Genomic DNA, 19236 nt, shown 5'->3' on the forward strand with positions numbered 1-19236 from the left:
CGAACCTCGCTGATCAGCCGAATCGCTCGATGCGGATCCGGTCCAGCGGCTGTCCGGAGGCCGCCAGCAGGCGCGAGGCGTGCTCGGCGAAACCGTTGCCGCCGCAGACGTAGGCCTCCCAGCCGCCCGGTGGCGGCTCCGCGAGGTGCGGGGCCAGGTGGGCGGCGGTGAGGCGGCCCTCGGTGCGGGTGAGCAGCACGGTCGTCTCCGGACCGTACTCGGCGGCGTAGATCAGGTCCTCGCGGGTGCGGGCCGAGACGATCAGCCGCAGCGGCACGTCCAGGCCGCGCAGCCGGCGGTGGCGCACCATCGACATCAGCGGGACCACCCCCGATCCGGCGCCCAGCAGCAGCGCCGGATGGTCCCCCGTCCAGGCGAAGAAGCCGCTGTGCGGGCCGCGGACCTCGACGGAGTCGCCCGGCCGGGCGACGGTGTGCAGGTGCCCGGACACCTCGCCGCCGGCCACGTGGTCGAGGGTCAGCTCGATGTGGCCGGAACCGTCGGGGGCGGAGGCGACCGAGTAGTTGCGCTGCGCCGTGTAACCGTCGGGGGCCGTGAGGCGCAGCGTCAGGTACTGGCCGGGCAGGTGGCCCGCCCAGCCGGGCACCGCGAGCCGGAAGGTGGACGTGCGCGGGGTCTCGCGGCGGATCTGCGTGATCACCGCGCGCCGCCAGACCGAGGAGGCGGCCTCGGGGACCGCGATGCGGCCGGGCACGGCGAACCGGGCCGGCGGGACGAACGCCGGGGCGGGCGCGGGGGTGGAGAGGTCAGTCATGGGCGTAGCGCTGCTCCTGCCAGGGGTCGCCCCGGTGGTGGTAGCCGTTCTGCTCCCAGAAGCCCGACTCGTCGTGGTCGAGCAGGCGCAGGCCCGCGATCCACTTGGTGCTCTTCCAGAAGTACAGGTGCGGGACGATCAGCCGGGCCGGGCCGCCGTGCTCGGGGGCGAGGGGAGCGCCGTCGTACTCCCAGGCGATCCAGGCGCGGCCGCCGGTGACGTCCGCGAGCGGCAGGTTGGCGGCGTAGCCGGTGTGGGACCAGGCGACGACGTGGGTGGCGGCGGGGGAGGGGCGCACGGCCTCCAGGAAGGCGTCGACCGACACCCCGCCGAAGCGCACGCCGAACTTGGACCAGCCGGTCACGCAGTGGATGTCGCCCCGGTACGCGGAGCCGGGCAGCGCGTGGGCCGCGTCCCAGTCCCAGGTGTGCGGGCGGTCCACCAGCCCGTCCACCCGGAACGTCCAGTCCCCGGCCGCGATCGTGGGCGTGACCTCGGCGGACAGGACCGGCCACGTGTCGCGGGCGTCGTACTGGCCGGGCGGCAGCCGCGGGTCGCGGTCGGCGGCGCGGCCGCGCCCGGTGAAGCCGCGGGTGGGTTCGACGGCCGAGGTCATGCGGGGTGCTCCAGCTCGAGCTCCTCCAGCTCGCGCAGCGCGGCCGGTTCGTCGAGGGTGAGCAGCACACGGTCGCGCATGAGGACCCGGCCGTCGACGACGGTGTCCCGTACGTCCGCGGCCGCGGCCGCGTACGCCAGCATCGACCAGGGGTCGTGGCGCGGCGTGAGGTGCGGCCCGCCGAGGTCGAGGACGGCCAGGTCGGCGCGCTTGCCCGGCTCCAGGGAGCCGAGGTGGTCGGCGAGGCCCAGCGCGCGGGCGGCCTCGATCGTCGCCATCCGCACCGCCTGTTCCGCGCCGACGGCGGTGGGGTCGCCTGCGGCCTTGTGCACCAGCGCGGCGGTCCGCACCGCGCCCAGGACGTCGAGGGTGTTGGAGCTCACCGCACCGTCGGTGCCGAGGCCCACGGTGACCCCGGCGGCCAGCAGCTCCGGGACACGGGCGATGCCGCAGCCCAGCTTCAGGTTGGAGACCGGGCAGTGCGCGACGGACGTGCCGGTCCTGGCCAGGGCGGCGACCTCGTCGTCGGTCAGGTCCACGGCGTGCGCCAGCAGCACGTCGGGCCCGAGTACCCCGAGGGAGTCCAGCAGCTCGACCGGCCGCTTGCCGTGCGCCCCGGCCACCATCGCGACCTCGGCCGCGTTCTCCGCCGCGTGGACGTGCAGCAGCGCGCCGTGCTCGCGGGCGAGCGCGGTGATCGCGACGAGCTGCTCGGGGTCGAGGGTGTAGGCGCTGTGCGCGAAGACCACCGGGCGGGTGCCCGGCGCCCGGCCGGTGCGCGCGGCCAGGTCGGCCGCGGCCCAGGCCATGCGGTCGCCGTACGGCCGGCCGTCCGGCGGCCCGGGCACGTCCATGAAGGTCGGACCGGCCAGCAGCCGCCAGCCCGCCGCCCGCGCGGCCTCCTCGGCGGCCTCGTGGAACCAGTACATGTCCAGGCCCGTGGTGACCCCGGCCCGTACGCTCTCCGCCACGGCCACCCGCACCCCCGCGGCCACCGCCCGCGGCGACAGCAGCTCGGCCTCGCGGGGGATCACCCGGGCCAGGAACTCCTGCAGGTCGACGTCGTCGGCGCAGCCCCGCAGCAGGGTCATCGCCAGGTGGGTGTGCGTGTTGACCAGCCCGGGGAGCACCAGGCACCCCGAGGCGTCGATCTCCTCGGCGGCCCGGTACGCCGCGCGCACCTGCGCCGTCGGTCCCACGGCGAGGATCTCGCCGTCCCGGACGGCGACCGCGCCGTCGGTGACGACGGTGCCCGCCGCGTCGACGGTCAGCACATCGCCGCCGTGCACCAGCAGATCGGCGTCCTGAGCGCTCACTTCTCGTCGCTTCCGTACTCGGTGGCCAGCAGATGCAAGGCGTCCAACGTTACCCGGCTGCCGCGGGCGACCCCCTCGGCGACCACCGCCCGGTGCGGGTCGTAGCCGCCGGTGGCCTCCACGTCGACCAGGTCGTCGGCGTTGGCGCCGTCGACGACGAGCGCGCCGCCGGCCACCAGGCCGCGCGTCGAGGCCAGCACCAGCAGGGCTGACAGCTCCATCTCGATCGCGGCGATCCCTGCCGCCGCGTACGCCGCGCCGGGCAGCGGCAGGAAACCCGGCTGGAAGGCCGCACGCGTCCACACCACGCCCCGGTGGTGCGGCGCCCCCGCCGCCCGTGCCGCCCGCTGCAGCGCCAGCACCGCCTCCGGCGTCGCGAACGCCGGGTACTCCGGCGGCAGCAACTGCTGGGTGACCCCGTCGTCCCGCACCGCGGCCTCGGCGATCACCAGGTCGCCGTCCCCTATCCCGGCGCGGATCGCGCCCGCCGTGCCGAGGCGCAGGATCGTACGGACGCCGGCGTCCGCCAGCTCCTGGAACAGGCACATCGCCCCCGGCCCGCCGACCCCGTGCGAGGACACCACGACGGGGGTGCCCTTCCAGGCGCCGGCGAAGGTGCGGTACTCGCGGTGGTGCGACACCTCATGCGGGTCCGTGAGCAGGGAGGCCACCTCCGCCGCGCGCGCCGGGTCGCCCACGACGACCGCGTGCGCGGGCAGCCCGGAGCGCGGGATGCGGGAGATGGGCAGCTGATCCGTGGTCATCGGGCCTCCGGGCCGGGCGGGACGATGCTGTGCGGATCACCTTAGGACCCCGGCTCAGGCCGTCCGACGCCGGAGCAGCGCGAAGCAGGCCCAGCAGGCCAGGGCGGCCAGGGCCAGCACGATGCCGGTCTCGACGAGCTGCAGGGGCCAGTAGTGCGAGGCGGGATGGACGAGCGCCTGCGCATCCCCGAGCCCGACGCCGTCGACGGGCTTGTCCACGCGCTCCGCCGTCCAGTCCGTGGCACCGAGGTGTGACAGGCCGGTCCGGACCTTCGGCCACAGCGCGGAGCGGTACAGCCCCGCCGTGACGAGCACGAGGGAGGTGCCGAAGAAGGCCAGGCCCAGTCCGCTGAGCGTGCGCCGCATCAGCATCCCGGCCAGCGCGCCCAGAACCAGGGCGAGCAGCACGTGCGCGACCAGGACCGGGCCGGTGGAGAGGAAGATGTCGTTCTCGTACCAGCCGGGGCGGTCCTGCGGGTGGCCCGTGCTCCACACCCACCGGAAGAGCAGCGTCAGGCCGGTCGTGCCACCGGTCAGCAGCAGGGCCGGTACGGCGAGCTTGGCGGCGAGCCAGCGCGTGGGGGTGACCGACTGGACCCAGGCGAGCGCGGCGGTCCCCCGCTCCAGTTCCCGGCCGACGAGGGCGCCACCGGCGAACACCGCGACGGCGAGCGGAAGGAGCGCCATCACGCGGCCCTGCAGGTGGAGGGGGACGTAGGCGTCGAACGGCTCCGGGTCGATGCAGCGCGGGGCGCAGGCGGGGTCGTACCGCGGGTCCCCCGCGCTCAGCCACAGGGTGTGAAGGAGCCAGCCGGATCCGGCCGCCACGAAGGCGATCCACAGCCACAGGGCCACGCGGTGCAGGCGCACCACCGACCGGGTCAGGCCGGACAGGACGGGCGGGCGCGGCGATGGGGCGACGGCGGTCATACGACGGCCTCCTGGCGGGACACGGGTGCGGGCGTGGCGTCGGCGGTGAGCAGGGCGGGCGCCCCGGGGTTGCGCAGATGGGCCAGGACCAGCTCCTCGAGGGTGGGTTCCTCCACCAGCCAGTCGCCGTCCTCCAGCGCTCCGGCGGGGCGGACCAGCGCGGTGCGTCCGCGCCCGTTGACGTGTTCCTGGACGACGGTGTGGGGGCCGAAGTCCCCGCCGGTGCCGGTGACGCGGCGGTGCGCGGCCAGCAGGTCGTCGGTGTCGCCGGCCAGCCGGACCCGGCCCTCGCCGAGGAGCAGCAGGTGGTCGCAGACGCCGTCGAGTTCGGCGACGACGTGCGAGGAGATCACGATGGTCGTACCGCGCTCGGCCGCCGTGGCCATGAGGGCGCCGGTCAGCTCGTGGCGGGCGAGCGGGTCGAGGTCGGCCATCGGCTCGTCCAGGAGCAGCAGTTCGGCCCGCTTGCCCAGGGCCAGGGCGAGCGCGACGCGGGTGCGCTGACCTCCCGACAGGGCACGGACGCGGTCGCGGGGCGTCAGGCCGCCGCCGTACGCGACGCGTTCGGCGGCCTCCCGGTCCCAGTGGCCCGGGTTGAGCTCGGCGCCGAGCCGCAGCGTCGCCGCCACGGTGAGCTGTGGGTGGAGCGGCTTGTCCTGGGCGACGTAGGCGAGCCGGGTGCGGGCCGCGCCGGGGGTCGTACCCCACACGCGCAGCTCCCCCTCGGTGGGCCGCAGCAGCCCCGCGGCGAGCGCCAGCAGTGTCGACTTGCCCGCGCCGTTGGGCCCGACGAGCGCGCAGATCCGGCCGGCCGGCAGCCGGAAGGAACAGTCCCGCAGGACGGGGTCCCGTCCCCACGCGTACCGCAGACCGAGCCCGGCCGCCTCCACGGCAGCCGTTTCCTGATTCATCTCTCCCCCTCGGAGAACTCCTGGTCGAGCACGGAGTGGAACAGCGCCGCGGCGTCCTCGCGATCGAGCCCGGCGGCACGCGCGCGGCGCATCCAGTCGGTCAGTTCGCCCGCGAGCGGCGAGTCGGCCGGGCCGGCGCCCAGCGACTTCTGGACGAAGGTGCCCAGGCCCCGGCGCGCCTCCACCAGGCCCTCGCGCTCCAGTTCGCGGTAGGCCTTGAGCACGGTGTTGGGGTTGACGGCGGTCGCCTCGACGACCTCGCGGGCCGTCGGCAGCCGGTCGCCGGGCTCCAGCAGGCCCAGCCGCAGGGCCTGTTTGGTCTGCTGGACGATCTGGAGGTACGTGGCGACACCGCTGCGGCGGTCGATGCGGAACTCGACCATGCGCGAAACACCCTTTCACTAAGCAAGTGGTGAAAGGGTGGGGCCTGGACTGACGTCCTGTCAAGCCGCAGGCGGGGGCGGGGCGGGGGCGGCCGGCCGGGACGCTTCGGCGTGCGCCGAAACGTCCGGGGGCCATGCTGGGGACATGGTGCGAAACGACCACGCGGGAAGTGCCCTCGCCGCCCTCGCGGCACTGCTCGCCGACGAGACGCGGGCCGCGATGTGCCTGGCGCTGCTCGACGGCCGGGCCTGGACCGCGGGGGAGCTGGCCCGCCACGCCGGAGTGGCGCCCTCGACCGCCAGCGAGCACCTCGGCCGGCTCGTCGCGGGCGGGCTGCTCACCGAGGAACGCCAGGGCCGCCACCGCTACGTACGCCTCGCCGACGCCCGTACCGCGCAGCTCGTCGAGGACCTCGCCGCGCACGCCGGGCCGCCGCCCGCCGCGCCCCGCACCCTCGGGCAGGCGGGCGCCGGGAGTGCCATGGCCCGCGCCCGTACCTGCTACGACCACCTCGCCGGACGCCTGGGCATCCTCGTCACGGACGCCATGACCGACCGCGGACTGCTCCGGCAGAGCACCGGCTTCGCCCTCACCTACGCGGGCGTGGAGTGGTTCACCGGGCTCGGCGTCGACCTGGCCGCCGCACGCACCGGCCGCGGTCCGCTCGCCCGGCCCTGCCTGGACTGGACGGAGCGACGGCCGCACCTGGCGGGCGTCGCCGGGGCCGCGCTGTGCGGGCACGCCCTCGCGTCCGGCTGGTGCGTGCGCATCGGCAGCGGCCGCGCCGTCAAGCTCACCGCGCGAGGCCGCACGGCCCTCCACACCCACCTGGGCATCCCGCCCGACGCCCTGGAGGCACCCACCCCATGAACCGCTTCGAGGCCTTCCGCGCCCTCCACCGGGCCGGGCGCCCGCTCTTCCTGCCCAATGCCTGGGACCGCGCCTCCGCGGCCGCACTCGCCGCCCGCGGCTTCCCCGCGATCGGCACCACCAGCCTGGGCGTCGCCGCCGCGGCGGGACTGCCGGACGCGGCCGGCGCCACCCGCGAGACGACCCTGTGGCTCGCCCGCGACCTCGTCCGGCTGCCCGCCCTGGTCAGCGTCGACATCGAGGGGGGCTTCGGCTCCACGCCCGAGGACGTCGCCGAACTCGCCGCCGCCTTCGAACGGCTGGGCGTCGCGGGCGTCAACATCGAGGACGGCCGCCCCGGCGGAGCGGGCCTGACCGACCTCGCCGAGCAGGGCGAGCTCATCGCCGCGGTCAAACGCACCGCCCCCGGGCTCTTCGTCAACGCCCGCACCGACACCTACTGGCTGGGCACCGCCGGGCAGGACCCGCAGCACGAGACCCGCCGCCGTGCCGCCGCCTACCTCGCCGCCGGCGCCGACGGGATCTTCGTGCCCGGCCTGGCGGACGAGAGTGTCATCGCCGCGCTCGCGGCCGGCCTCGGTGCCCCGCTCAACGTCCTGCTCCCGCCGGGCGGCCCCGGGCTGCCGCGCCTTGCCGCCCTCGGGGTGAGCCGGGTCAGCACCGGCTCGCTGCTCTTCCGCGCCGCGCTCCACGCCGCCGTGGAGACCGCCGGGCACGCCGAGCGCGGCACGCCGCTCCCGGCGGGACTGCCCTCGTACGCCGACGCCCAGGACCTCGCGGCCGCCTACGCGCCGGTGGAAACGCGGCGGCCCGGGCGTCCGGGGTGAGCGGGGAGGTCCTGCCGCTCACCCCGGGGCGCCCGGGCCCACGGGTCGGGGGTGTCAGTCGCGCCGGCCGGCCAGCAGCGACTCGACCCGCTCCCGGACGTCCGCGGTGTCCAGGCCGCGCACCGTCACGGTGGTGCGGCGACGCAGCACGTCGTCCGCCGTCTGCGCCCACTCGTGGTCGCGGGCGTACACGACCTGGGCCCAGATCTCCGGGCCCTCGGGGTGGATCCGCTCCCCGAGCGCCGGGTCCTCGTTGACCAGCCGGGCGATGTCGAAGGACAGCGCGCCGTAGTGGGTGGCGAGGTGGCGTGCCGTCAGCGGGTCCAGGCGCCGCCCCGGCTCCCGGTCGACCAGCAGCCGGTGGGCGACCGCGTTGGGGTTGGCGACGCCCGGCAGCGGGACCCGCCTGGGCAGGTGGTCCAGCGGCTCCATGTCCTCGTTCAGCGGACCGCCGGGCAGCTTGGCGAGCTTGGCCATCACGGTGCGGCCGATGTGCCGGTACGTCGTCCACTTGCCGCCCGCCACCGACAGCATGCCGCCGCTGCCCTCGGTGACGACGGTTTCGCGCTTGGCCTTCTCCACGCCGCCGGGGCCGCCGGGCAGCACCCGCAGGCCCGCGAAGGCGTAGGTGATCAGGTCGCGGGACAGGTGCTCGTCGCGCACCGAGTGGGCGGCCTCGTCCAGGATCTGGGTGATGTCGGCCTCGGTGGCCCGCACGTCGGCCGGGTCGCCGGTGTACTCCTCGTCGGTGGTGCCCAGCAGCAGCTGGTCCTCCCACGGCAGGGCGAACGTGATGCGGTACTTGTCGATGGGGGTCGCCATGGCGGCCCGCCACGGGGCCTTGCGCTTCAGGACGATGTGGGCGCCCTTCGACAGCCGGATGCTGGGGGCGGCGCCCTTGTCCTCCATCCGCCGCAGGTGGTCGACCCACGGGCCGGTCGCGTTGAGCACCAGCCGCGCGTCGACGCCGAACTCGGTGCCGTCCAGACGGTCCTTCAGGTCGGCGCCGGTGACCCGGCCGTGGGTGAAGCGCAGGCCGGTGACCTCGGCGTGGTTGAGGACGACGGCGCCCGCCTCGACGGCGGCGCGCACCGTCATGACCGCCATCCGCGAGTCGTTCATCTGGTGGTCGTAGTAGACCGCGACGGCCTTGAGGTTCTCCGTGCGCAGGGCGGGGTTGGCGGCCGCCGCCCTGGCCGGGGAGATGATCCGGCCGACCCCGTCGCCGAAGGCGGACAGCGCCGAGTAGGCGAAGACCCCCGCCCCGAGCTTGGCGGCGCCGACCGGGCCGCCCCGGTAGACCGGCAGGTGGAAGGTGAGCGGGTTGACCAGGTGCGGAGCCACGTCCCTGGCCAGGACCCGCCGTTCCATGTGGTTCTCCGCCACCAGCTTGACCGCGCCGGTCTGCAGGTACCGCAGACCGCCGTGGACGAGCTTGGAGGAGGCGGAGCTGGTGGCGCCGGCGAAGTCGCCGGCGTCCACCATCGCGACCCGCAGCCCCGACTGCGCGGCGTGCCAGGCCACGGAGGTGCCCAGGATGCCGCCGCCGATGACCAGCAGGTCGTAGGTGGCGCGGCTCAGCAGTTCCCGGGTCTCGGCGCGGCCCGGGTTACGGCCGGCGGTCGGACGCGTCCCGAGGGCCGGGACGCGCTGCAGCGTGGTCATGATCGGTTCACTTCTCCTCTTCGATCCAGCCCATGGTCCGCTCGACGGCCTTGAGCCAGTCCTTGTACTCGCGGTCGCGGACGTCGGCGTCCATGCGGGGGGTCCATTCGGCGGCCCGGCGCCAGTTGGCGCGCAGTTCGTCGGTGTCCGACCAGAAGCCCACGGCCAGACCGGCGGCGTAGGCCGCGCCCAGGCAGGTGGTCTCGGCGACCAGCGGACGCACGACGGGCGCGTCCAGGAAGTCGGCGAGGGTCTGCATCAGCAGGTTGTTGGCGGTCATGCCGCCGTCGACCTTGAGCGCGGTGAGCTCCACGCCCGAGTCCTTGGTCATGGCGTCGACGATCTCCCTGGTCTGCCAGGCGGTCGCCTCCAGCACGGCGCGGGCGATGTGGGCCTTGGTGACGTACCGGGTGAGGCCGGCGATCACACCGCGGGCGTCGGAGCGCCAGTACGGGGCGAACAGACCGGAGAAGGCGGGCACGAAGTAGGCACCGCCGTTGTCCTCGACCGACAGGGCCAGGGTCTCGATCTCGGCCGCGGTCTTGATCAGGCCCATCTGGTCGCGCATCCACTGCACCAGCGAGCCGGTGACCGCGATCGAGCCCTCCAGGGCGTACACCGGCTTCTGGTCGCCGATGCGGTAGCCGACGGTGGTGATCAGGCCGTTGTAGCTGTTGATCGGCTTCTCGCCGGTGTTCATCAGCAGGAAGGTGCCGGTGCCGTAGGTGGACTTGGCCTCGCCCTCGGAGTAGCAGGTCTGGCCGAACAGGGCCGCCTGCTGGTCGCCGAGCGCGGACGCGACCGGCACGCCGGCCAGGGCGCCGGAGGCGGCCGTGCCGTACACCTCGGCGGAGGAGCGGATCTCCGGCAGCACCGCGGCGGGCACGCCGATGGACTCCAGGATCTTGTGGTCCCAGTCGAGGGTGTGCAGGTTCATCAGCAGCGTGCGGGAGGCGTTGGTCACGTCGGTGACGTGGTGTCCGCCGTTGACCCCGCCGGTGAGGTTCCAGATCACCCAGCTGTCCATGGTGCCGAAGAGGATCTCGCCGGCCTCGGCGCGCTCGCGCAGGCCCTCGACGTTGTCGAGCAGCCAGCGGATCTTCGGGCCGGCGAAGTACGAGGCCAGCGGCAGGCCGGTCTCGCGGCGGAAGCGGTCCTGGCCGACGTTGCGGCCGAGCTCCTTGCACAGGGCGTCGGTACGGGTGTCCTGCCAGACCAGGGCGTTGTGCACCGGCTCGCCGGTGTTCTTGTCCCACAGGACGGTGGTCTCGCGCTGGTTGGTGATGCCGATCGCCTTGACGTCGGCGGAGGTGATGCCGGCCTTGCTGACGGCCTCCTCGACGACCTCCTGGACGTTCCTCCAGATCTCGGCGGCGTCGTGCTCGACCCACCCCGGCTTGGGGAAGATCTGCTCGTGCTCCTTCTGCCCGACCGAGACGATCCGGCCGTCCTTGTCGAAGATGATGCAGCGCGATGACGTGGTGCCCTGGTCGATGGCCGCGATGAACGGGCCTGTGGTGTGGGCGTCGGTCACGGTGTGCTCCTCAGGTCCTTGGGATGTCGGGGGCTGCTTCTCAGAATGCGATCTTGTAGAGGCCGGCCGCGAGGACCGAACCCACGATCGGGCCGACGACGGGTATCCAGGCGTAGCGCCAGTCGGAGCCACCCTTGTTGGGCAGCGGCAGCAGTGCGTGCACGATGCGCGGACCGAGGTCGCGTGCGGGGTTGATGGCGTACCCGGTCGGCCCGCCGAGCGAGAGGCCGATGCCGACGACGACCAGTGCGACCATCAGGGTGCCGGTACCGGAGACCGCCAGGCCCTTGGTGAGGCCGAGGGTCAGGATGAACAGCACCAGGACGAAGGTACCGATGATCTCCGTGGCGAGGTTCTGCGCGACGTTGCGGATCTCGGGGCCGGTGGAGAATACGCCCAGCACCGGGCCGGGGCCCGTGGTCTGCTTCTCGGCCGCCGCGGTGGCCTGCGCCCCCGGACCGCCGGTGATCTCGGCGTCCGTCAGGTGGGCCTGGAACTGGCCGTAGTAGGTGATCCACACCAGGGTCGCGCCGATCATCGCGCCGAGCATCTGGCCGGCCAGGTAGACCGGGACCTTGCTCCACTCGCCGCTGTCGACCGCGAGGCCGATCGTGACGGCCGGGTTCAGATGGGCGCCGGAGAGGGAACCGGAGATGTAGGCGCCGGCCAGGACCGCGAAGCCCCAACCGAAGGTGATGGCCACCCAGCCGGCGTTACGGGCCTTGGAGCTCTTGAGGGTGACAGCCGCGCAGACGCCGCCGCCGAGGAGGATCAGAACAGCGGTACCGATGGTCTCGCCGATGAAGATGTGCTCGCTGGACATGCGACTCCTTTGTCCTTCGTCCAGGGGAAGGCGAACTCCGGTCCCGTTCCGGAATTCGTGGGCCTGTCACCAGGCCCTCGGCGGTCCCACGGTTACGTCCACCTTACCGACTCCGTCGGCTGGTGTTCGACAATGTCGACCGTCGAACGAGAGTGTTCTCCTGCGCAACCACGCGCGTCAAGGGTTCGTCAGGTTGCGGAAAGGTCTCCGAGTCGGGTCCCGGCCGGCGTCAGAAGCGGCCGGCGCCCAGGTCACGGGAGACCGCCCTGGCGCAGTCCCGCACCGCCGCGACCAGCTGCGGCCGGATCTCGCCGTCCGCGCAGACCCGTTCGACCGCCCCGGTGACGGCCACCGCGCCCACGGGCATGCGGTGCCGGTCGTGGATGGGGGCGGCGATGGACGCCACCCCGTCCCAGGTCTCCTCCAGGTCCGAGCCCCAGCCCCGGGCGCGGGTGAGGTCCAGCACACCCTCGAAGTCCGCGTCCCCGGTGATCGTGCGCGCGGTCAGCTGCTCGCGCTTCAGGTCGACCGCCTCGCCGTGCGCCACCGGGTCGTAGGCCGAGAGCACCTTGCCCAGCGCGCTGCTGTGGAGCGGGTGCATCGCCCCGACCTCCAGCACCTGACGGCTGTCGTCGGGGCGGAAGACGTGGTGGACGATGAGCACCCCCTGCTGGTGCAGCACGCCCAGGTAGACCGCCTCGCCGCTGGAGCGGGCCAGGTCGTCGGTCCACACCAGGGCGCGGGCCCGCAGCTCGTGCACGTCCAGGTAGCTGTTGCCCAGCCGCAGCAGCTCGGCCCCCAGCTGGTAGCGGCCCGAGACCGGGTCCTGCTCGACGAAGCCCTCCTGCTGCAGCGTGCGCAGGATGCCGTGCGCCGTGCCCTTCGCCAGGCCCAGGGAGGAGGCCACGTCCGACAGGCCGAGCCTGCGCTCGCCGCCGGCCAGCAGGCGCAGGATCGCGGCCGCCCTGGCGAGCGACTGGATGGGACCTGGCATGAACAACCCCTCCGTAAGGAACGACCAAACGCCGAGATAGCAGGTTCGACAATGCTGAACGCTGTCAGACGATGCCGACCGTCATCATCCCAGAGAAGAGTGTGACACCGCCGTCCGCCCCTCGGAATGCCCCGCGGCGGAATCCGGGGTCTTGGCTACGCTGGCCTGGTGTGTACCAGCAGCACCGGCGCACACCAAGCCGACAGCCGTCGCACTCCAGGGAGCACACCCATGGCCCAGCCGTCCCTTCCGTCCAACAGCGGTGCCCGAGGCGCAGCACTGCGAGAGGCCCTGGCGACCCGGGTGGTCGTCGCAGACGGGGCGATGGGCACGATGCTCCAGGCGCAGAATCCCACCCTCGAGGACTTCCAGGGGCACGAGGGCTGCAACGAGGTCCTCAACGTCTCCCGCCCCGACATCGTCGCCTCCGTCCACCGCGAGTACTTCGCCGTCGGCGTGGACTGCGTGGAGACCAACACCTTCGGCGCCAACTTCTCCGCCCTCGGCGAGTACGACATCCCCGACCGGATCGTCGAGCTGTCCGAGGCCGGCGCCCGGATCGCCCGCGAGGTCGCCGACGAGTTCACCGCCGCGGACGGCCGGCAGCGCTGGGTCATCGGCTCCATGGGGCCCGGCACCAAGCTGCCCACCCTCGGCCACATCGGCTACGGCGCCCTGCGCGACGCGTACGAGCAGAACGCGGCCGGGCTCCTCACCGGCGGCGCCGACGCGCTGGTCGTGGAAACCACCCAGGACCTGCTGCAGACCAAGGCCGCGGTCATCGGCGCCCGCCGGGCCCTGGAAGCGGCCGGTCTCGACGCGCCGCTGATCTGCTCGGTCACCGTCGAGACCACCGGCACCATGCTGCTGGGCTCCGAGATCGGGGCCGCGCTCACCGCACTGGAACCGCTCGGCATCGACATGATCGGCCTGAACTGCGCCACCGGCCCCGCCGAGATGAGCGAGCACCTGCGCTACCTGGCCCGGCATGCCGGCATCCAGCTCTCGTGCATGCCGAATGCGGGCCTCCCCGTCCTCGGCAAGGACGGCGCACACTACCCGCTGACCCCCAGCGAACTCGCCGACGCCCAGGAGGCCTTCGTCCGCGAGTACGGGCTCTCCCTGGTCGGCGGCTGCTGCGGCACCACCCCCGAGCACCTGCGCCAGGTCGTCGAACGCGTCCGCGGCCACGAGATCACCCCGCGCGCGCCGCGCCCCGAGCCGGGCGCCTCCTCGCTCTACCAGACCGTCCCCTTCCGCCAGGACACCTCGTACCTCGCCATCGGCGAGCGCACCAACGCCAACGGCTCCAAGAAGTTCCGCGAGGCCATGCTGGACGGCCGCTGGGACGACTGCGTGGAGATGGCCCGCGAGCAGATCCGCGAGGGCGCCCACCTGCTCGACCTGTGCGTCGACTACGTCGGCCGCGACGGCGTCGCCGACATGAACGAGATCGCCGGACGCCTGGCCACTGCCTCCACCCTGCCGATCGTGCTGGACTCCACCGAGCCCGAGGTGCTCCGCGCGGGCCTGGAGAAGCTCGGCGGCCGCGCCGTGATCAACTCCGTCAACTACGAGGACGGCGACGGCCCCGACTCCCGCTTCGCCCGCACCACCCGCCTCGCCGCGGAACACGGCGCCGCCCTGATCGCCCTCACCATCGACGAGGAGGGCCAGGCCCGCACGCCCGAGAGCAAGGTGGCCGTGGCCGAGCGGCTCATCGCGGACCTGACCGGCAACTGGGGCATCGACGAGAGCGACATCATCGTCGACTGCCTGACCTTCACCATCGCCACCGGCCAGGAGGAGTCCCGCAAGGACGGCATCGCCACGATCGAGGCGATCCGCGAACTCAAGCGCCGCCACCCGCAGGTGCAGACCACGCTCGGGCTGTCCAACATCTCCTTCGGCCTCAACCCGGCCGCCCGCATGGTGCTCAACTCGGTCTTCCTCCACGAGTGCGTCGAGGCCGGCCTGGACTCGGCGATCGTGCACGCCTCCAAGATCTCGCCGATCGCCCGCATCCCCGAGGAGCAGCGCGAGGTCGCCCTGGACCTGGTGTACGACCGGCGCCGCGAGGGCTACGACCCGCTGCAGCGCTTCCTGGAGCTCTTCGAGGGCGTCGACACCAAGTCCGTCAAGGCCGGCCGAGCCGAGGAACTGGCGGCGCTGCCGCTGGAGGAGCGCCTGCAGCGGCGCATCATCGACGGCGAGAAGAACGGCCTGGAGGCCGACCTGGACGAGGCCCTGACCTCCCGTCCCGCCCTCGAGATCGTCAACGACACCCTCCTGGAGGGCATGAAGGTCGTCGGCGAGCTCTTCGGCTCCGGCCAGATGCAGCTGCCGTTCGTCCTGCAGTCGGCCGAGGTGATGAAGACCGCCGTCGCGCACCTCGAACCGCACATGGAGAAGTCCGACGCCTCCGGCAAGGGCACCATCGTGCTGGCCACCGTCCGCGGCGACGTCCACGACATCGGCAAGAACCTCGTGGACATCATCCTGTCCAACAACGGCTACAACGTCGTCAACCTCGGCATCAAGCAGCCCGTCTCGGCGATCCTCGACGCCGCGCACGAGCACTCCGCCGACGTCATCGGCATGTCCGGCCTGCTGGTGAAGTCCACGGTGATCATGAAGGAGAACCTGGAGGAGCTGAACCAGCGCGGCCTCGCCGCCACCTACCCGGTCATCCTCGGCGGCGCCGCCCTCACCCGGGCCTACGTCGAGCAGGACCTCCACGAGCTCTACCAGGGCGAGGTCCGTTACGCCCGCGACGCCTTCGAGGGACTGCGCCTGATGGACGCCCTCATCGCCGTCAAGCGCGGAGTGCCGGGCGCCACCCTCCCCGAGCTGAAGCAGCGCCGGGTGGCCGCCCGCGCGGGCGTCGTGCCCGAGCCCGAGGAGAACCGGGGCCAGATCCGCTCCGACGTCGCCGTCGACAACCCGGTGCCGACCCCGCCGTTCTGGGGCTCCCGCGTCGTCAAGGGCATCCCGCTCAAGGACTACGCGTCCTGGCTGGACGAGGGCGCCCTGTTCAAGGGTCAGTGGGGGCTCAAGCAGTCCCGTACCGGCGGCCCCACCTACGAGGAGCTGGTGGAGACCGAGGGCCGTCCGCGGCTGCGCGGGCTGCTGGACCGCCTGCAGAGCGAGGGGCTGCTCGAGGCCGCCGTCGTCCAGGGCTACTTCCCCTGCGTCTCCAAGGGCGACGACCTGATCATCCTCCACGAGGACGGCACCGAGCGGACCCGGTTCACCTTCCCGCGCCAGCGCCGCGGCCGCCGGCTGTGCCTGGCCGACTTCTTCCGTCCCGAGGAGTCCGGCGAGACCGACGTGGTCGGCCTGCAGGTCGTCACCGTCGGCAACCGGATCTCCGAGGCGGCCAACGAGCTGTTCGCCGCCGACGCCTACCGCGACTACCTCGAGCTGCACGGCCTGTCCGTCCAGCTCGCCGAGGCCCTGGCCGAGTACTGGCACGCCCGGGTCCGCGCCGAGCTCGGCTTCGCCGGGGAGGACCCGGCCGCGATGGAGGACATGTTCGCCCTGAAGTACCGGGGCGCCCGCTTCTCGCTGGGCTACGGCGCCTGCCCCGACCTGGAGGACCGGGCCAAGATCGCGGAGCTGCTGGAGCCCGAGCGGATCGGGGTCCGGCTGTCGGAGGAGTTCCAGCTCCATCCGGAGCAGTCCACCGACGCGATCGTCATCCATCACCCGGAGGCCAAGTACTTCAACGCGCGGTAGTCGGACGTACGTCGTACACTGGACGGTCCGATACGGCACCTGGCCGGTCGCACGCCCCCACCACCCGGGCGCGAGGCGACCGGCCTTTGTGCCCCCTGAACGCAGAGGAGTGGGGCGCATGACGAGCGGTATTCCCGCCACCGAGATCCGGCCGGCCCGGGAGGCAGGCCTGCAGGCCGTGCTCCTGGACATGGACGGCACGCTGGTCGACACCGAGGGTTTCTGGTGGAACGCGGAGGTCGAGGTCTTCGCGGAGCTTGGCCACGTGCTGGACGACACCCACCGTGAGGTCGTCGTCGGCGGTCCCATGACCCGCAGCCTCGGACACCTCATCTCGGTCACCGGGACGGACGCCACGCTCGCCGAGCTGTCCACGCTGATCAACCTGCGTTTCGTCGAGCTCATCGGCCGCGGCGTGCCGCTGATGCCGGGCGCCCAGCGCCTGCTCACCGAACTGGCCGCGCACGGGGTGCCCGCCGCCCTGGTCTCCGCCTCCCACCGGCGCATCATCGACGCCGTCATGCTCTCCCTCGGCTCCCACCACTTCGCCTTCTCCCTCGCCGGGGACGAGATCGAGCGGACCAAGCCGCACCCCGACCCGTACCTGACGGCCGCGGCACGGCTGGGCGCGGACCCGGCACGGTGCGTGGTCGTCGAGGACACCCCCACCGGGGTCGAGGCCGCCGAGGCCGCCGGCTGCCAGGTCGTGGCCGTCCCGTCCATCGCCGCCATCGCACCTGCCCCCGGGCGGACCGTGGTGACCTCCCTGGAACGGGTCGACGTGCCTTTTCTGCGCTCTCTGATTACGTCCGTTCACTGAGCGTCGCCGTGAATTGAGCGGAAACTCTGGGCGCTTGCCCGGCTATTTTGCGTGACGATTCGGAGCGTCGAATTGTTTACCGGCCAGTACGCCGGGACGTGATACTTTTCACGTCGACGGCAGTCGACAGCGCGCGCCGGACGTGCTCCACTCCGTCAAAACGCGGTGCGGTCGGGGTGGTTGTGTCCGGATTGCGGAACACCGCGCTGTTCGTTCCGCCGTCCGGATATCGGTACGGCACTCCTTGTTATCTGCCCGTGACGCGGGCTCAACTTCTCCGTGTTCGGGGGCGGTCCACCGGAATGCCGGTCCCCAGCAATTACGGGTATCGTCGCCCCGCTCAACACTGCACGGCCGAGGGCCGGAAGAGGGAGAACAACGAGGATGAATCGCAAGCTACTGGTGCTGCCGGCCCTGCTGGGCCTCGCCGCGCCCGTACTCGCCGGGTGCGGTGACTCGACCGGCGGTGGCGGTGGCGGTGACGCGGTCGTCATCGGCACGACGGACCACATCGAAGTGTCCGACGAGCTGCCCTCTCCCGTGGACCCGGCCACCTCGTACGACGGTGGCACGTACAGCTTCTTCAACAACACCTTCCAGATGCTGCTCGGTTACTCTCGCAGCTCCACCACCCCCGAGCCGGACGCCGCCAAGTCCTGCGGCTTCACCGACACCAAGTCGGAGGTGTACCGCTGCACGCTGCGGGACGGCCTGAAGTTCGCCAACGGCCACGACCTCACCTCGGAGGACGTCAAGTTCTCCGTCGACCGTGTGCTGAAGATCAAGAGCGACTTCGGCCCCTCCAGCCTCCTCGCGAACATCGACAGCGTCGAGGCCCAGGACCCGAAGACCGTCGTCTTCCACCTCAAGGCCCCCGACGCGACGTTCCCGTACCGGCTGGCTACCCCGGCCGCGGCCATCGTCGACAGCGAGGTCTACAGCGCCACCCAGCCGCTCAACGGCCTGAAGATGGAGGGCTCCGGCCCCTACAAGCTCGACTCGTGGGAGGACGGCAAGGCCGTCCTCAGCGCGAACCCGAACTACAAGGGCCTGGTCAGCAACCGCAGCAACGACAAGGTCGAGGTCCGCTTCTTCGCCTCCGCGAAGGAGATGATGAAGGCGCTCACCGACGGCGAAGTCGATCTGGTGAACCGCACCCTCACGCCGGACCAGATCAACGCGGTCGAGCAGGGCACGGTCGAGAAGGTCAAGCTGACCGAGACCCCGGGTGGTTCGGTCCGCTACATGTTCTTCAACATCGACGACCCGTCCGTGAAGCCCGAGGCCGTCCGTGAGGCCATCGCGCGCGTCATCGACCGTGACACCCTCACCCGTGACGTGACCGGCCGCACCGCCTCCCCGCTGTTCGGCGCCGTTCCGACCGGCATCACCGGCCACACCAACTCGTACTTCAACGTGTACGGCGAGCCCAACCGGAACAAGGCCGCCGAGGTGCTGTCCTCCGCCGGCATCAGCACCCCGGTCAAGATCACCTACTCCTACCCGACGGACCGCCCGGCCACCCCGAACAAGGAGGAGGCCGAGAACGTGAAGAAGCAGCTCGACGCCACCGGCCTGTTCGACGTGACCCTCAAGGGCAGCCCCTGGAAGACCTTCCTGCCGGGCGCCGTCAAGGGCAAGTGGGCCGCGTACTCGCTCAGCTGGCTCCCCGACTTCCCGGACGCCGACACCTACATCGCGCCGTTCTTCGCGGAAGGGTTCCTCGACCTCAACTACGGGGCCGGGGACATCAAGAACTCGCTCCTGCCGGCCACCCGCCAGTCCGCGAACCGCAGCAAGACGGACAAGGACTTCTCGCAGATCCAGAACATCCTGGCGCAGGACCTCCCGATGATCCCGCTGTACCAGGACAAGCAGTACGTCGCCAGCCGCGACGGCATCACCGGAACCGAATGGTTCCTCAATTCCTCCTCGACCGCCCAGTTCTGGGAGATTGGTCGCGGTGTGACAGGATGAGCCACCCGCTGGGCGGACCCGGGAATTCCCCCGGTCCGCCCGGCCGGGGCCGGCCCCGTACGACGAAGCTGTGAGGGAAGTCTCGTGAGGAATCGAGTCCAGCGACTGGCGCTCCCACTCTCCGCGACCTTGACGGCGGTCGTGGTCGCCGGCTGCGGTTCGGGAGGGTCGGACGGCGAGGCCTCCGGAGAGCCCCTCACGATGGGGATCACGGACAAGGTGACGGCGGTCGATCCGGCCGCCGGTTACGACGTCGGCTCCTGGATCGTGTTCAACAACGTCTTCCAGTCGC

General features: G+C 72.4%; 16 protein-coding genes and 1 pseudogene. 6 read left to right on the forward strand and 11 right to left on the reverse strand.

What is annotated here, in order from left to right; genetic code table 11:
• Window positions 1-13: 13 nt before the first annotated feature.
• From PV410_RS42785 to PV410_RS42815, 7 genes are read right to left on the reverse strand one after another with little or no spacing between them, the layout of a single operon-like run.
• The gene (locus tag PV410_RS42785) at window positions 14-775 is read right to left on the reverse strand and encodes a ferredoxin reductase (RefSeq protein WP_500332093.1); all 762 of its coding nucleotides are present in this window, start codon (window positions 773-775) and stop codon (window positions 14-16) included.
• Window positions 768-1391, reverse strand: a complete 624-nt coding sequence (locus PV410_RS42790; RefSeq protein WP_500332094.1) for a sulfite oxidase-like oxidoreductase — start codon at window positions 1389-1391, stop codon at window positions 768-770. The genes PV410_RS42785 and PV410_RS42790 overlap by 8 nt, the downstream gene beginning before the upstream one ends.
• Window positions 1388-2707, reverse strand: a complete 1320-nt coding sequence (locus PV410_RS42795) for an amidohydrolase (protein ID WP_500332095.1) — start codon at window positions 2705-2707, stop codon at window positions 1388-1390. Before PV410_RS42795 ends, PV410_RS42790 begins: the two co-directional genes overlap by 4 nt.
• Window positions 2704-3471 carry a phosphorylase family protein gene (locus PV410_RS42800; RefSeq protein ID WP_500332096.1) on the reverse strand — a complete coding sequence of 256 codons (768 nt, stop codon included), beginning with the start codon at window positions 3469-3471 and terminating at the stop codon, window positions 2704-2706. The genes PV410_RS42795 and PV410_RS42800 overlap by 4 nt, the downstream gene beginning before the upstream one ends.
• Before the next feature lie 54 nt (window positions 3472-3525).
• Window positions 3526-4401: an ABC-2 membrane transporter-related protein gene (locus PV410_RS42805; RefSeq protein ID WP_500332097.1), complete on the reverse strand. Its 876-nt coding sequence runs from the start codon at window positions 4399-4401 to the stop codon at window positions 3526-3528.
• Window positions 4398-5312: an ABC transporter ATP-binding protein gene (locus PV410_RS42810; RefSeq protein ID WP_500332098.1), complete on the reverse strand. Its 915-nt coding sequence runs from the start codon at window positions 5310-5312 to the stop codon at window positions 4398-4400. Before PV410_RS42810 ends, PV410_RS42805 begins: the two co-directional genes overlap by 4 nt.
• The gene (locus PV410_RS42815) at window positions 5309-5695 is read right to left on the reverse strand and encodes a GntR family transcriptional regulator (RefSeq protein WP_500332099.1); all 387 of its coding nucleotides are present in this window, start codon (window positions 5693-5695) and stop codon (window positions 5309-5311) included. Before PV410_RS42815 ends, PV410_RS42810 begins: the two co-directional genes overlap by 4 nt.
• A 145-nt stretch (window positions 5696-5840) precedes the next feature.
• Between PV410_RS42815 and PV410_RS42820 the strand changes: the two genes are divergently transcribed.
• Together PV410_RS42820 and PV410_RS42825 are read left to right on the forward strand one after the other, a co-directional pair.
• The gene (locus PV410_RS42820) at window positions 5841-6566 is read left to right on the forward strand and encodes an ArsR/SmtB family transcription factor (protein WP_500332100.1); all 726 of its coding nucleotides are present in this window, start codon (window positions 5841-5843) and stop codon (window positions 6564-6566) included.
• Window positions 6563-7393 carry an isocitrate lyase/PEP mutase family protein gene (locus PV410_RS42825; RefSeq protein WP_500332101.1) on the forward strand — a complete coding sequence of 277 codons (831 nt, stop codon included), beginning with the start codon at window positions 6563-6565 and terminating at the stop codon, window positions 7391-7393. The genes PV410_RS42820 and PV410_RS42825 overlap by 4 nt, the downstream gene beginning before the upstream one ends.
• Before the next feature lie 54 nt (window positions 7394-7447).
• On the opposite strand, the gene PV410_RS42830 is transcribed toward PV410_RS42825, so the two are convergent.
• From PV410_RS42830 to PV410_RS42845, 4 genes are all read right to left on the reverse strand, one after another.
• Complete coding sequence (locus tag PV410_RS42830; protein ID WP_500332102.1) at window positions 7448-9058, reverse strand: glycerol-3-phosphate dehydrogenase/oxidase; 1611 nt, start codon at window positions 9056-9058, stop codon at window positions 7448-7450.
• 7 nt (window positions 9059-9065) lie between these two features.
• Entirely contained in the window at window positions 9066-10592 is a 1527-nt protein-coding gene (gene glpK / locus PV410_RS42835) for a glycerol kinase GlpK (RefSeq protein ID WP_499510949.1), read from the reverse strand.
• 40 nt (window positions 10593-10632) lie between these two features.
• Window positions 10633-11415: an MIP/aquaporin family protein gene (locus PV410_RS42840; RefSeq protein WP_500332103.1), complete on the reverse strand. Its 783-nt coding sequence runs from the start codon at window positions 11413-11415 to the stop codon at window positions 10633-10635.
• Window positions 11416-11644: 229 nt separating this feature from the next.
• On the reverse strand, window positions 11645-12409 hold the full coding sequence (locus tag PV410_RS42845) for an IclR family transcriptional regulator (protein ID WP_500332104.1): 765 nt from the start codon (window positions 12407-12409) through the stop codon (window positions 11645-11647).
• A gap of 231 nt (window positions 12410-12640) precedes the next feature.
• On the opposite strand from PV410_RS42845, the gene metH reads away from it, so the two are divergent.
• The 4 genes and pseudogenes from metH to PV410_RS42865 all read left to right on the forward strand — a co-directional run.
• Complete coding sequence (metH, locus tag PV410_RS42850; protein ID WP_500332105.1) at window positions 12641-16147, forward strand: methionine synthase; 3507 nt, start codon at window positions 12641-12643, stop codon at window positions 16145-16147.
• A 118-nt stretch (window positions 16148-16265) separates the two neighbouring features.
• Complete coding sequence (locus tag PV410_RS42855; RefSeq protein WP_500332106.1) at window positions 16266-16967, forward strand: HAD family hydrolase; 702 nt, start codon at window positions 16266-16268, stop codon at window positions 16965-16967.
• 384 nt (window positions 16968-17351) lie between these two features.
• Entirely contained in the window at window positions 17352-18944 is a 1593-nt protein-coding gene (locus tag PV410_RS42860) for an ABC transporter substrate-binding protein (RefSeq protein WP_500332107.1), read from the forward strand.
• A gap of 84 nt (window positions 18945-19028) precedes the next feature.
• Window positions 19029-19236 (forward strand): annotated as a pseudogene (locus tag PV410_RS42865) (ABC transporter substrate-binding protein); the annotation flags it as partial.

It is taken from the genome of Streptomyces sp. PA03-5A, assembly GCF_033792725.1.
In the GTDB taxonomy this organism is placed as follows: domain Bacteria; phylum Actinomycetota; class Actinomycetes; order Streptomycetales; family Streptomycetaceae; genus Actinacidiphila.